Source organism: Corallococcus sp. 4LFB, from assembly GCF_046520365.1.
Taxonomy (GTDB): Bacteria; Myxococcota; Myxococcia; order Myxococcales; family Myxococcaceae; genus Corallococcus; species Corallococcus caeni.
In genome coordinates this window covers 22,034-35,981 of sequence record NZ_JBKGHJ010000024.1, presented here as the reverse complement: position 1 = coordinate 35,981, position 13,948 = coordinate 22,034, and the positions used below count along the sequence as shown (strand labels likewise).

The 13,948-nt window shown below is 69.0% G+C and carries 10 protein-coding genes; 3 read left to right on the top strand and 7 right to left on the bottom strand.

The features are described 5' to 3' along the window. The 7 genes from ACLEQD_RS04870 to ACLEQD_RS04840 form a co-directional block, all read right to left on the bottom strand. Window positions 1-695 (bottom strand): biotin/lipoyl-containing protein (locus tag ACLEQD_RS04870; protein WP_410382106.1); only part of this gene is annotated, 695 nt, incomplete at its 3' end. A gap of 6 nt (window positions 696-701) precedes the next feature. Continuing rightward, on the bottom strand, window positions 702-1,688 hold the full coding sequence (locus tag ACLEQD_RS04865) for a pyruvate dehydrogenase complex E1 component subunit beta (protein WP_410382105.1): 987 nt from the start codon (window positions 1,686-1,688) through the stop codon (window positions 702-704). Window positions 1,689-1,743: 55 nt separating this feature from the next. After that, window positions 1,744-2,871, bottom strand: a complete 1,128-nt coding sequence (pdhA, locus tag ACLEQD_RS04860) for a pyruvate dehydrogenase (acetyl-transferring) E1 component subunit alpha (protein WP_410382104.1) — start codon at window positions 2,869-2,871, stop codon at window positions 1,744-1,746. A gap of 131 nt (window positions 2,872-3,002) precedes the next feature. Further along, entirely contained in the window at window positions 3,003-3,770 is a 768-nt protein-coding gene (locus tag ACLEQD_RS04855; RefSeq protein WP_410382103.1) for a hypothetical protein, read from the bottom strand. A 45-nt stretch (window positions 3,771-3,815) separates the two neighbouring features. After that, on the bottom strand, window positions 3,816-5,402 hold the full coding sequence (locus tag ACLEQD_RS04850; RefSeq protein WP_410382102.1) for a hypothetical protein: 1,587 nt from the start codon (window positions 5,400-5,402) through the stop codon (window positions 3,816-3,818). 100 nt (window positions 5,403-5,502) lie between these two features. After that, window positions 5,503-6,972 carry an MFS transporter gene (locus ACLEQD_RS04845; RefSeq protein WP_410382101.1) on the bottom strand — a complete coding sequence of 490 codons (1,470 nt, stop codon included), beginning with the start codon at window positions 6,970-6,972 and terminating at the stop codon, window positions 5,503-5,505. A gap of 80 nt (window positions 6,973-7,052) precedes the next feature. Next, entirely contained in the window at window positions 7,053-7,733 is a 681-nt protein-coding gene (locus ACLEQD_RS04840; RefSeq protein ID WP_410382100.1) for an NUDIX hydrolase, read from the bottom strand. 232 nt (window positions 7,734-7,965) lie between these two features. Here ACLEQD_RS04840 and ACLEQD_RS04835 point away from each other — a divergent pair, with 232 nt between their 5' ends. From ACLEQD_RS04835 to ACLEQD_RS04825, 3 genes are read left to right on the top strand one after another with little or no spacing between them, the layout of a single operon-like run. Next, complete coding sequence (locus tag ACLEQD_RS04835) at window positions 7,966-10,272, top strand: bifunctional metallophosphatase/5'-nucleotidase (protein ID WP_410382099.1); 2,307 nt, start codon at window positions 7,966-7,968, stop codon at window positions 10,270-10,272. After that, window positions 10,272-12,353, top strand: a complete 2,082-nt coding sequence (locus tag ACLEQD_RS04830; protein WP_410382098.1) for a hypothetical protein — start codon at window positions 10,272-10,274, stop codon at window positions 12,351-12,353. The genes ACLEQD_RS04835 and ACLEQD_RS04830 overlap by 1 nt, the downstream gene beginning before the upstream one ends. Beyond that, window positions 12,350-13,882, top strand: a complete 1,533-nt coding sequence (locus tag ACLEQD_RS04825) for a hypothetical protein (protein WP_410382097.1) — start codon at window positions 12,350-12,352, stop codon at window positions 13,880-13,882. The genes ACLEQD_RS04830 and ACLEQD_RS04825 overlap by 4 nt, the downstream gene beginning before the upstream one ends. Window positions 13,883-13,948: the final 66 nt, after the last annotated feature.

Below are 13,948 nucleotides of genomic sequence, written 5' to 3'. Positions count from 1 at the left end.
GGCGCGGACGGAGCCGCGGCGGCGGGAGCCTGGGCAGGCGCCTTCGGAGCGGCCGGAGCCTGGGGCGCGGGCGCCCCGGCCTTGGCGCCCTTGGGCGTGAGGAACGCGATGGGCGCGCCGACCTTGGCCATGTCGCCCTCGCGCACGGTGATGCGCGCGAGCGTGCCGTCGTCGTACGCCTCCACCTCGAGGTTGGACTTGTCCGTCTCCACCTCGGCGATGGCGTCCCCGGAGGAGACCTTGTCCCCCTCCTTCTTCAGCCACCGGACGATCTTCCCCTCCGTCATCGTCGGGGAGAGCGAGGGCATCAGGATGGCGATGCCCTCACCCGCGCCGCTGGCGGCGGGGGCCGGAGCCTGCTCGGGAGGCTTCGGGGCGGCGGCGGGCGCCGCGGCCTTCGGGGCCTCCGTCTTCTGGGGGGCCGGGGCGGAAGGAGCGCTCCCCGTGGCCTTCTCACCCTTGGCGCCGAGGTAGCCGATGGGCGACCCCACCGCGGCGACCTCGCCCTCGGGCACGGCGATCTGGATGAGGTAGCCGTCGTCGAAGGCCTCCACCTCGAGGTTGGACTTGTCCGTCTCCACCTCGGCGATGGCGTCTCCGGAGGAGATCTTGTCTCCCACCTTCTTCAGCCACTTGACGATCTTCCCCTCCTTCATCGTCGGGGAAAGGCTGGGCATCTGAATGGGCGTCGACATGCGCGTTCAGGCTCCCTCGCGGTACAGGACCTTCTTGATGGCGGCGATGATCTTGGGCGCGTCCGGCTGGGTCGCGTTCTCCAGGTTCGCCGCATAGGACATGTTCACGTCCAACCCGGTGACGCGCACGACGGGCGCGTCCAGGTCGTCGAACGCCTGGGACTGGATGAGGTCCACCACGGACGCGCCGATGCCGGCCAGCGCCCAGCCCTCCTCGCAGATGACGACGCGGTTCGTCTTGCGCACGCTCGCGAGGATGGCCTCCTCGTCCAGGGGGCGCAGGGTGCGCAGGTCCAGCACCTCCACGCTGATGCCTTCCTTCGCCAGGGCCTCCGCGGCCTCCATGCAGAAGTAGTACATCCGGCTCCAGGTGATGAGCGTGACGTCCGTGCCCTCACGCTTCACGTCCGCCTTGCCCAGGGGGACGATGTGCTCGCCTTCCGGCACCTCGCCCTTGACGGCGTAGAGGCGCTCGCCCTCGAACATGACCACCGGGTTCTCGTCCCGGATGGCGCTCTTGAGCATGCCCTTGGCGTCCGCCGGGGTCGCCGGGGCAATCACCTTCAGGCCGGGGAAGTGCGCGTAGTTGGCCTCCAGCGCCTGGCTGTGCTGGCTGGAGAGCCGGCCGCCCGCGCCGCCCGGGCCGCGGAACACGATGGGGCAGCGCAGCTGGCCGCCGCTCATGTGGCGCAGCTTGGCCGCGTTGTTGACGATCTGGTCCATCGCCAGGATGGCGAAGTTCCAGGTCATCATCTCCACCACCGGGCGCAGGCCCACCGCGGCGGCGCCGACGGAGAGGCCGGTGAAGCCCAGCTCGCTGATGGGCGCGTCGATGATGCGCGCGCTCCCGAACTTGTCCAGCAGGCCCTGGGACACCTTGAACGCGCCGTTGTAGCGGCCCACCTCCTCGCCAATGAGGAACACATTGGCGTCGCGCTCCATCTCCTCGGCGAGCGCCTGGTTCAACGCTTCGCGATACATCAACTCGGGCATCGTCGGCTCCGAACTCGAATCTCGAAAGGGTAGTGGCTTGGGGGAGGCGTGAGCGCTAGCGGCTCAGGCCCGCCTTCTTGTCCGCCTGCTCGGCCTCGGCGCGGGGCTCCAGGTCCCAGGTCACCTTCAGCTCCTGGCCCGACGGGTACTTCGGCCAGTTGGTGACCTTCACGCCCAGCACGCGCTCGCGCGGGCGCACGTCCTCCTCGCCCGGCTCCACGATGGTGTCGCGCCACAGCTCGTCCACGCTGGGCTCGGGCGACTCGTCGGCGAACTTCACCGCCGCGTCCACCGCGCGCTTCTCCTCCTCCTCGATGGCCTCGAAGTCCGCGTCGGTGAGCTTGAAGCCCTGCTTCATCGCGAACTCGCGCAGCTTCGGGATGGGGTCGTTCTTGCGCTCGTCCTCCACCTCCTGCTTGGTGCGGTAGTTCGCCGGGTCCGCCATCGAGTGGCCGCGGAAGCGGTACGTGTTCGCCTCCATCAGCACGGGGCCCTTGCCCGCGCGGCAGTACTCCGCGGCGTCCTTCACCGCCTCGTACATCTTGAGGACGTCCATGCCGTCCACCGCTTCGCCGCGCATGCCGTACGCGGACGCGCGCTTGTGGATCTCCGGCACCGCGGACGTGCGCGCGATGGCCGTGCCCATGCCGTAGCGGTTGTTCTCGCAGATGTAGATGACCGGCAGCTTCCACTTCTGCGCCATGTTGAAGGTCTCGTGGAACGAGCCCTGGTTGGCGGCCGCGTCGCCGAAGAAGCACACCGTGACGCGGTCTTCGTTGCGGTAGCGGCTGGCGAAGGCCATGCCCGCCGCGAGCGGAATCTGCCCGCCGACGATGCCGTAGCCGCCGTAGAAGTGGTGCTCGATGTCGAAGATGTGCATCGAGCCGCCCTTGCCCTTGCTGTAGCCGGAGCCCCGGCCGAACAGCTCCGCCATGATCATCCCGGCGTCGCTGCCACGGGCCAGCGGCTGGCCGTGGTCGCGGTAGGCGGACAGCATGTAGTCATCCGGACGGATGGCCTCGTTGCAGCCCACCGCCACGGCCTCCTGGCCGATGTAGAGGTGGCAGAAGCCGGCGATCTTCCCCAGCGTGTACTGCTGGCCGGCCCGCTCCTCGAAGCGGCGCAGGAGGTACATCTTCCGGTACATCGTCAACAACAGGTCCTTCGAGTACGCGCTGGCCACCGCGGCATGCCTCCGTCTGGGCCGCCCCTGGGGACCCGAGGGGGAAAGGGCGGCGAACGCCGTGCGCCTCTTAGCGCGCGGCCAAGGGACTTCCAAAGCCTTTCAGAAACGTCCTCCACCCCGCCTTTCTTTCAGGCGCGGTGCGTCACGTCCTCCATGGAGAAATGCGGCACCGACACGATGCCCTCCATCAGTTCCACGGCACGTCCCGAGTGGTCCGTGGCCAGGTGGATGACTGTCGCCTCCGGGAAGCGGTGGCGGTAGTCATTGGCGTGCGTGGGTTCATTGTCGAACGCCGCCACCACGGTGCCCATGCGGCCCAGGCGCGCGTGCGCGTCGCGCTTGAACGCGTCGTCGTTCTCCGCGAGCGTGGGCTTCATGATGAGGTGCACGCGCCCGTCCGGGCCAGGGGGCGTCACCATCCCACAGCGCGCGAGGCACGCGACGGTGCCCTCGCGCATCGCCTCATGGCGGCCGGTGAGGTAGACGACCTGCGCGCTCGTGGCGGCCGCCGCCTGGGTGAAGGCCGCCGCGCCATCAATCGCCTCGTCGGAGACGCAGTAGGCGCTGGTGAAGAAGCGCTCCTGCCAGAAGGCGCGCGCGTCCGCGTAGCGCTGCTCCACCTCCGCGTCCGTCATGCCGCACGCCCGCATGGCGGCGCGCATGTCCCAGCCGGTGTCCCAGTGGCGGGGCTCGCACGCACGGAGCAGGGCCAGCGCCTGGGCCTCGCCGTACTCGCGCAGGATGCGCGCCTGGCGGGGCCGGTTGTCGAAGAGGGTGGAGTCCAGGTCGAACGCCAGGACCGCCTGGGGGCCGAGCGAGCGGGCCTTCTCCAGGATGCCCTTCAGCGTGTCGCGCCAGTCCGGCCGCACGCGTTGCTTGAGGTCTTCAAAAGCCATGGACGCCAGAAGATACATGCCCCCGGCGCGGGGCTGGCCATCAAATCACGCGCCCGCGCGCAACGCGGCCGGCTGGACGGGGACCGACCCCCCGGGCTCCGCCGACTCCGCCGCCGGAGCGTCTGGGGTCCGGACGAAGTTCTGCATGCGCTGGATGCCGTTGCGGTCCAGCACCAGGCGGACCAGCTGCGCGGACTCCTTGCGCACGCCCGCCTCCATCACCGTGAAGCGGAACACCAGGTCCACCGGGTAGCGCTTCGCGCCCCGGATGTGGCCCACGGAGAAGTCCTCCAGGTCCACGTACTCCAGCGCGAACTCCGGCTCGTCCATGTCGCGCAGGAAGCGCCCCACGTTCAGCCGCAAGATGTCCGTCACGCCGGTGAGGCCGCGCTCGGAGCGGGGCAAGAGGCGCGCGTCCAGCACGATGCGCTTCTGGTAGCGGATGACGGCCTCCGACAGCTCCCCCTGGGACACGGTGAGGAAGTCGTCGTGCAGCCGCAGGGACGACACCGCCTGCGGCACCTTCACCGCCGCGCCGTAGTCCACGCGCTCCTCGCAGATGCCGATGGCGCGCGCCGTGACGGGGTCCACCAGGTCCGTGGTGCGGTCGTACAGGTGCGTGGCGGCCACGCGGCTGAACATGCGCCGCAGGCCTTCCTTGATGCGGTCCTTCATCATGTAGCCGACCACGGCCACCAGGAAGAAGTTGAGGCTCACCTGCGTGAAGCGGACCTGCGCCCAGAGCGCCACCGACGTGGCGAACGCCATGGCCACGCCCGCCGCGATGGCGAACAGCACCTCCTCCCAGCCCTGCCGCCGCTGGCGCCGGCGCGAGGACAGGAAGAGCACGTTCATGCAGAACTTCTTCAGGAAGCCCAGCCGCTGCATGTACTCCTCGTTGTCCCCCGTGGGGCTCAACACGGAGCGCAGCCGGTGCTCCTTGCGGTAGGACTCCTCGCGCAGCACCGCCTCCATCAGCCCCTTGCGCAGGGGCAGCCACGGCCCCGTGCGCGGCAGCGCGTCCATGTCCGCCACCGCGCGGCGGAAGAACTGCTCCACCAGCAGGCTCACGTACTCGTCCACCAGCCGCAGCGACGCGCGCGTCTTCTCCTGGAGCTTCGCCTCCCCCGTGGCGCGCAGCCACGCGCGGAAGCGCTCCAGCACCACCGGCACGGAGTCCCCCGCCTGCCGCACCACCGACTCCAGGTCCACCCTGCCCGCCTCGCCGGCCTTGGCGTCGCAGCGCGTCTCCACCGTGGTGGCGAACCGGCGCAGCGCGCCGCGCAGCACGCACGAGAAGAGCTTCGCCTGGTAGACGACGTCCGCCTCCGGAGCCAGCCCCGTGCGCTGCCACGCCTCCAGCTTCACCAGCGGCGAGCCCTCCGAAGACAGGAGCTCTCCCAGCTCCATCACCGGCGTCTTGAAGCGCACGTAGTTGTGGATGTCCGCGTAGAAGTCCGCGCGAGGATACGTCTCCGCGTCGATGTTCAGGCTCGACGGCAGGAAGAGGTAGGCCTCCACCAGATAGCGCGTCTCGTCCACGCCCGTGGGCTGGTACTCGAGCTTGATCTCGAACTGCTTGCGGTCGTGGACGTCGAACCGGCTGTGGAGTGCTTCGGGGGCCTGGGACACGGACTCCAGTCTATGTCACAGGCCTGTCACACGGGAGCCACCCCCACCCAGGGACAGGGGAGCGTCCGGGGAGGCACACCCGGAGCGCTCCCGCGGCGCCTCAACCGTGGGTGCCCGTCCGGGACGACGCGCCCGGCACGGCGCCCGGGATGACGTCGCCCACCGGCAGGGGCGCGGCCCTGGGCTGGGGCTTCGCGTTCCACACCCGCGACGCCAGCACCAGGCCCAGGACGGCCAGGGGCAGCATGGCCATGGGCCAGGGCTTCCAGTTGGCGGGGTCCTTCATGGCCTCGCCCGTGGGCAGGATCTTCCCGTAGATGAGCGCGTGGATGGCGGTGCCCGCGTAGACCGCGCCGTCGATGATGCCCACCACGATGCCCGCGTTCTTCTTGCCGCCGAAGTCCATGGTGGCCGTGCCGGACAGCATGCCGTGCACGCCGATGACGCACAGGGACATGAACACCACGGACCAGCCGGCCCCGGCCGTCCCCAGCAGGAACACCGCGCCCACCGCGCCCAGCAGCAGGCCCGCGTAGAGCACCGTGGAGACCGGGCCGCGGCGAGAGTCGAAGATGCGGTCGCTGATGACGCCCGCGAACATGCCGCCCAGGATGCCCGCGACGCACGACAGCATGCCCCAGTTGGAGGCCACGAAGCCGCCGGACTCCCCCACCGCCTTGGCGTACTTGGGGAACCACTGCATCACCGCGTTGCGCAGGAAGCCGCTGCAGAACTCCACGCCCAGGATGATGAGGATGACGCGGTTGCTCAAGAGCTTGCCGAAGAGCTGCGGCACGCTGAGCGCAGGGCCCGTCTCCCCGCTGGACGCATCCGCCGTGTCGAAGTCCGGGTGGCCCGTCTGGGAGGGCGTGTCGCGGATGACGAAGAAGTCCAGCACCAGGAAGGCCAGCAGCAGCGCCGCGGGCACGAAGAACACCCACCACACCGGCGCCGCGTCCGCGATGAAGCGGCACCAGTCGAACGCGAAGTACAGGCCCAGCGAGATGAGGATGCCGAAGACGCCGCCCAGCTGGCCGCGCTCACGCACGTGGAACCACGACGCGTTCACCTTGACGATGGAGACCGCGCCGAAGCTCTGGAAGTACATGTTCACGCTGTAGAGGAACGCGAGCCACGCCACCACGCCGCCCGGCGGGGCCCAGCCGTTCTTCAGCACCGCGTACACCAGCCCGCCCATGGCGATGTTCGCCACCGCGGAGCCGCCCGCGGACAGCAGGATGGTAAAGCGGCCGCCCAGCCTGTCCGTCAGCGGGCCGTTGAGGAGGAAGGCCACGCCATACGTGAGCGTCCCCCAGAAGAAGATGGTCGCGAAGTCCGCGTTGGACGTCTGGGCGCCCATGGCGCTGGTCGCCACGTTGACGTTGTAGCGGCCCATGTAGAGGAACGCGTACGTCAGGCCCAGCGGGAACCAGTTGAAGAAGCGGCGCCGGCGGAACGCATCGCTGTGCCCCAGCTCCACCTTCGGGAGCCGCGAGAGCACCAGGCCAATGGCCCCGAGCAGGATGAGGATGGGCAACAGCTGGGCCAGCCACGGGGGCAGCGACGACATGCGACGAACCTCGCCTGGAGGAGGAAACGGACGGGCCGCACCCTACCCCGTCCCTCCTCCCCCCGGAAACAGCAAGCGGCTCAGGAAAGCCGGGCGAGCAGCCGCGTGAGGGACACCTCCGTCTTCGCGTCCGCGATGTCCCCGCGCCGGCACGCCTCCAGCACCGAGGAGAGCGGCCGCCACTGCAGGTGGAGGCCCTCCTCCAGGGGAGAGCCGTCCCCCTCCACCTCGCCCTGCGCCACGCCGGTGACGTCCACCGCGGCCGGGAAGACCTTCTCCGACAGGATGCCCGGCGCGAGGAAGAACGCCCCGCCCAAGAGCTGGATGTCCTCCGGCCGCACCGTGTAGCCCGCCTCCTCCTTCACCTCCTCCGCCGCGCGGCGGCGAAGGCCCTCCTCGCCCTTGTCGGACGGCTCCAGCAGGCCCGCGACGATCTCCTCCACGCGCAGATAGCTCACCGTGTCGGGCACCGTCATGGACGCGGTCTGCTCGCGGCGGAAGTACGCCGCGGGGCGCAGGTTCATCCGCGTCAGGACTTCCACGTTTCCATCCGGCGCACGGCGGTAGATGAGCACCGACACCGCGTCCAACCGGGGCCGGTCCACCACATCCACCCGGTACACGGAGGAGGAGGACCCGTCCGCGCGCCGGTTGCGGCAGCGCAGCCGGCGCACCCGGAGGAACCCCTCGTCACAACGCGCCGTGGCGGAGAAATCCTCGATGATCTCGATGTCAGTCACATTGGAACTGCTGGGACGCATGTCTGCCTGCTCTCCTGGTACCCAAGTAGGTGGAGGTGCCACGGTGGCGTTGCTTGCCCGTGCACCCTTGATCCCGTAGGTTGCGCCGTCCTCAAGTCGTCACTCCCTACGAATCACGGATCCGTCACGAATGTGTCGCGCACTGCTCGGCCTCTTCTGCGCCTGCGCCCTGGCTCTCGCCTCGTGCATGCCAGTACTGGAAGGCCAGGATTACCACCTCGAAGGTCAGGAGGTGCGGCTTACCCTCCTTCATACCTCTGACATCCACTCGCGGCTCATCCCGTACGACTTCACGCCGCTGAAGACGGACCAGGACCTGGAGCTCATCCCGGAGGCCGGGCCCTTCGGCGGCGCCACGCGCATCGCGTCCATCCTCAAGCGCGAGCGCAAGAAGGGCGACCGCATCCTGCACCTGGACTCGGGCGACTGCTTCCAGGGCGCGCCCATCTTCAACGTGAACACGGGCGAGGCGGAGTTCCGCTTCCTGTCCGAGCAGCACCTGGACGCCGCCGTGGTGGGCAACCACGAGTTCGACGCCGGCGCGCTCAACTTCACCCAGAAGGCGCGCAACTTCGCCAACTTCCCGCTCCTGGCCGCCAACTACTTCTGGGACGACCCGAAGACGACGGGCACCAACGGCACCGCCATGGTGACCAACCCCTACACCATCAAGACCCTCAAGGGTCTGCGGGTGGGCGTCATCGGCATGGCGAACATCTCCTCGCTCAACTCCATCGTGGAGGGCGGCAACAGCCTGCAGGTGACGCCGCTGGAGCAGAACGAGGCCGCGCGCGCCTACGTGGAGCTGCTGCGCCCGGTGACGGACCTGATTGTCATCGTCAGCCACCTGGGCCTCACCGAGGACCAGGATCTCATCCAGGGCTACGAGGCCTACTATGAGTACGGCCGCGCGAAGCCCTTCATCGAGCGCTCGCACGACGCGTGGAAGGTGCTGGAGTGGTTCGGGCCGGAAGGCAACGACAAGTCGGTGGTGCGCGTGCACATCGCGGGCGTCAGCGGCATGGACGTGGTGCTGGGCGGCCACCTGCACGTGGTGCTCAACCCGCCGCAGCTCGTGACGGACCCCGCCGGCCGCAAGGTCGTGCTGTCGCACTCGGGCGCGTTCGCCAAGTACGTGGGCCGGCTGGAGCTGGTCGTGAAGATGCCCTCTCAGCTGGGCGAGGGCGAGGGCGCCGAGGTCGTCAGCCAGGACTACCACGCGTTCCCGGTGGACAGCCTCTGGTGCAACGACGCGATGCGCGCGCTCCGCTTCGAGGACGGCGTCTTCTGGGACCCGGGCAAGTTCATTGAGGCGCCGGGCGTGCGCGAGGCCATCGCGGAGTGCGGCCGCCAGGAGGACGCGCAGACGACGGACCTGCTCATCCCGTACCTGCTGGGCATGGACGTGAAGCTGCAGCTCACTTCCATCTTCTCCTACGCCCCGCTCGACGTGCAGCGGCGCAACAACTCCAACGGCGGTGACTCGCCGCTGGGCAACATCGCCGCGGACTCCATGCGCAAGCGCAACCGCGTGGAGGCGGAGATGGCGCTCACCAACTCCCTGGGCATCCGCGACAACCTCTACGCGGGCGTCGTCACGCAGGAGGCGATGTTCAACGTGTTCCCGTTCGAGAACACCATCAACATCATGTACCTGTCCGGCGTGGAGATGCAGGAGATGTTCGACTTCGTCACCGAGCGCTCCGCGGAGCGCGGGTGCGTGAGCCAGGCGCAGATCTCCGGCGCCCGCTTCACCATGGACTGCGCCCAGGTGCAGCTCAACGACCTGCGCATCGCGTGCACCCCGGCCACGGTGGCCACGGACTGCCCCCAGGCGGACCGCGAGGGCCACGCGCCGTGGACGTGCCTGGAGGACACCGCGGGTTCGCGCTGCTGGGCGCACCCGGGCATCAACATCCAAATCAACGGCAAGCCGCTGGACACCAACGGCACGTACAAGGTCGCGGTGAACGACTACATCGCCAAGGGCGGCTCCGGCTTCACGGTGCTCAAGCGCAACACCACGCGCATCGAGACGGGCATCAGCCTGCGCGACTCGCTCATCGGCTACATGCAGGGCTTCTGCAGCTGCAAGGACCTGCTCGAGGGCAAGGAGACGTCCAGCAACGGCACGCGCTGCGGCTCGCTCGTCAACGGCAAGTGGACGGTGGATGAGAAGACGCTGAACTCCTGCAAGGTGTCCAAGGCCTTTGAAGACGCCCTCAACCGGAAGATGGTTGACCAGGAGGGTGGTTGCACCTGCCTGGACATGCTCAAGCTGCCCGCGGACGCTGCGGAGCAGCAGAAGGCCCTGGCCGCGTGCGGCCGGCCGGACCTGACGAAGGAAACGGCGCTGGCGGAGTGCGCGCTGCCGCAGGGCCCCTACACCGGCCGCTGCACCTGCCGCGACCTGCTGGTGGGCGGCAACCCCACCTGCGGTACCGTGACGAACCAGCTGCGCTCGTTCTGTGAGAAGCCCACAGCCATGCCCGTCGCGAGCGCCATCGAAGATGGCCGCATCGGGCGGAAGGTGAAGTGATGAAGCGACTCGTCCTGCTGTCCACGCTGGCCCTGGGGGCCGGCTGCTACACGAAGGAATCCGAGACGCCCACCGGGCTCACCTCGTTCCGCGTGGAGGTGACCAGCATCACCACCGGGGACTCGCCGGGCACGCTGCTGCCGGTGGTGAACGCGTGCGCCGCGAAGTACGGCAACGACCAGGCGGCGGTGCCGCCCACGGTGCGCGGCACGGCGGACTGCCCCTACACCCTGCCCCGCACGGACGTGGACATCGGTCTGTCCATCACCGCGCTGGACGGCAGCGGCGGGGAGATGACGTCCTTCAACGGGCCGGTGTCCTTCCGGGTCATCCCGGGCGACCTCACCGGTGACTACGGCAAGCGCTGGACCCAGCTCACCAACGGCAAGGGCACCGGCAGCGTGCGCGTGGCCCACCTGTACGGCGAGACGCACGTCTGGGTGCAGGACCAGGACCTGGAGCTGGACTACGCGGACGGCGGCGTCGTGGGCGACCTCTCCCAGCTGCCCCAGGAGCCGGCCACGCGCACGTACGCGACGGGCCTGTCCTCGGGCATCCGGTTCGAGGAGCCCGCGCTGGCTACCATCCAGCTGCCGGAGAGCGGCTCGGAGAGGAGCGTCTTCGTCAAGCAGTTCATGCGCGTGGGCCGTCCGCCGGAGGCCGGCGAGCCGCTGACGCAGAACTGCGACCCGGCGGACCCCAACAACGGCAAGCAGATGATGCTGCTGGTGACGGGCACGGACTCCAGCGGCTTCTACGTCACGGACATGACGGCCTGCCGCGTGCTGGAGAAGAGCGTCCCCGGCGCGAACATCCAGACCGCGGAGCCGGACGGCTACAACCCCGGCCGCTTCAACAGCATCTACATCTACAACTACTCCTTCCCGGAGGGGCTGGACTCCGGCGACCTGCTCTGGACGCTGTCCGGCACGGTGGCGGAGTTCACCAACACCACGCAGATGAGCTTCCCCGCCTGGACGCTGCGCGAGAACGTGCGCCTGCTGCCCCAGAGCGAGTGGAACAAGTACCTGGACCAGGTGCCGCCGGTGGAGGTGAACGGCCGGCTGTGCGGCTACAGCGGGTCGCCGTACCTGGACGACATCCTGTGTGGCTACAGCTACAAGAACTACAAGATGGAGAGCCTGGAGTCGTCGCTGGTGAAGCTGCGCCGGGTGAAGTTCCCCAAGGTGTTCCGCAACTGCGACGCCAACGGCAACAACGACATGCCCATGTTCTGCCCGGTGGGCTCCAGCGCGTCGCGCAGCTGGCAGAACTGCTTCGAGGAGCCGCCGGATGATCCGGACCTGCCGGAGCGCCAGTGCGTCATCGACTGCACGCTGGGCATTGGCGAGTACGCCGGCACCATCTGCGCGGAGAAGACGACGTACACGAACTTCGGCCAGTTCGTGGTGGAGATGAACGCCACGGGCCCGGCTTCCGCGGGCCTGGACGAGTCCGTCCCCGGCCGCATCCTGAACGTCACGGTGGGCAACACGTCCGTGAAGCCCTCGAAGACGCTGCCCCAGGGCTACCGGCTGAACGTCCTCTGCAACCAGCCGGTGCGCGCGCGCTTCGGCGACGACACCGTCACGGTGGACCAGACGGGCACGCTCATCCCCGCGAACACCCGCTACGAGTACACCCTGCAGGGCTCCGAGGTGACGGTCGCGCTGGTGCGCGACGCCGCCGCCACGGCCAACGCCAGCTGCAAGGTCGCGCCGGACGCGCGCTCGCGCATCAGCCTGCAGATCAAGGACGCGGTGCCGGACCTGAACCCGGACTGCAGCGAGAACGACCCTGACGCGGCGAAGGCGCTCCAGTGCCGGCAGCTGCGCGCGGCCACCTTCGACGTCGTGGGCCACCTGAAGCACGTGGGTCCCGCGCGTCCGCGCTGGAACGTCCTGCCGCGAGACCAGGACGACCTGTGCTGCTACCCCGGCCCGGGATGGAGTGCCCGAAGCCCATCAAGCCGTGCCCGTAGTCGCCATTCATCTTTGAGCAGTCGCATTGAGCGCCCCGGCGAGAAGCCGGGGCGCTGGGAGGAGCGGTCTCCCCCGGACCGCTTCCTGGAGGGAATTTGAAAACGTTGCAGACGCTGGCCCTGACGGGCCTGACAGCCCTTTCCGCGCCCGCATGGGCCGGGGACTTCGTGGACACCCGTTTGTCGTTCGTCTTCGCGGACGACAACGTGCTTGCGGGCGCGGGAGAGACGACTCCCAACAGCCCCAACGCGCGCTTTGGCGCGGGCAACCAGAACACGCAGTTCTACGACAACTTCAACACCAAGTTCTCCGGCTTCGAGTCGCTGTCGAACGTCGTGCTCTACAAGCGCATGCCGGCGTTCTTCGAGGGCCTCACCACGGAGGCGGCCCTCACGCTGCTGGTGCTCGAGCGCCCGTCCGGCGGTGTCGACATCCTGGACAACTCCAGCTACGTGCGCCTGAACTACCAGCCGCCCGGCTGGGGTGAGAAGGAAGGCATCTCGCTCACCGGCTTCCCGGTGTCCGCGGACCGCTTCCGTCTGGGCTACGCGTACCGCATCTCCTGGGGCGGCAGCCCCATCTTCACCAACCGCGCCGGCGCGGCCGGTGTGCCGGGCGCCAAGCTGCAGCTGACGCGCGACCGCTGGTACGCGTACCTGGGCGGCAAGACGGCGCTGGTGCTCAACGACCTCATCCTGGAGCAGGAGACGCTCTACGGCGTGATGGCCGGCGCGGGCTGGGACATCCTGGAGACGCTGCGCGTGGAGGCCGGCGGCGGCTACTTCCAGAAGGGCATCGTCCCGGGCCTGGCGAACCAGTCCATCGAGGCGGGCGTCAACGCGGCCGGTGTGTCCGGCCAGGTCGTCTACCACGTGGGCGTGCCGGTGGGCACGAGCGTGGACTTCCGGCTCTACAAGAACGACCCGGAAATCTACCAGCGCTTCTTCGCGCCGGAGCAGTACCCGGGCGGCCTTTCGTACTCCCTCTCCCTGGAGGGCAGCTACCTCACGCAGACCCTGCAGGACCCGGACAAGTTCGGCGCCACCAAGCCCCAGGGGGCCGTGGCGCTCGCCTTCCAGGGCCGCGCGAAGCTCAACCGGTTCCGCTTCAACGCGCTGGCGCTGGTGCGCAGCCTGTCCTTCATCCAGTTCGACGTGCCGGGCTTCCCCCCGTTCCAGGACTTCCCCACGGGCACGGTCCTGAAGCCGGAAGTCTTCGGCGCGCTGGGCGTGGACTACAACATCGCGAGCCTGCACCTGACGCCGGGCTTCATCTTCGGCGCGCAGCAGCCGGCGTCCTTCCGCAGCCCGGTGCCGCTCGTGGGCGGCAGCAACCCGCCCCCCAGCCTCACCGGCACGCGCACGGTGGTGGTGCGTGACGCCAACCAGCTGAGCATCCTGCCCAGCACCTGCGGCGGCTCCGGCGCCTGCGAGGCGGAGCTCATCTGGTCCGCGAAGGCCACCTTCCGTTGGGACCTGTCGGAGACGGTCGCGGCGGTCGGCGAGGTCTACTACACGTACGACACCAACCGGACCACGTTCGAGGACGACGTGACGGGCATCGCGCAGCCGAACTTCGAGAAGCCGCACGCGCTGGGCTTCAACACGCTGCTGCAGGCGCGCTTCTAGGCCGCCCTGCCCTCCTGGCTGTCACCCGCGGGGCCCGCCGTTTCCACACGGCGGGCCCTTCGTGTT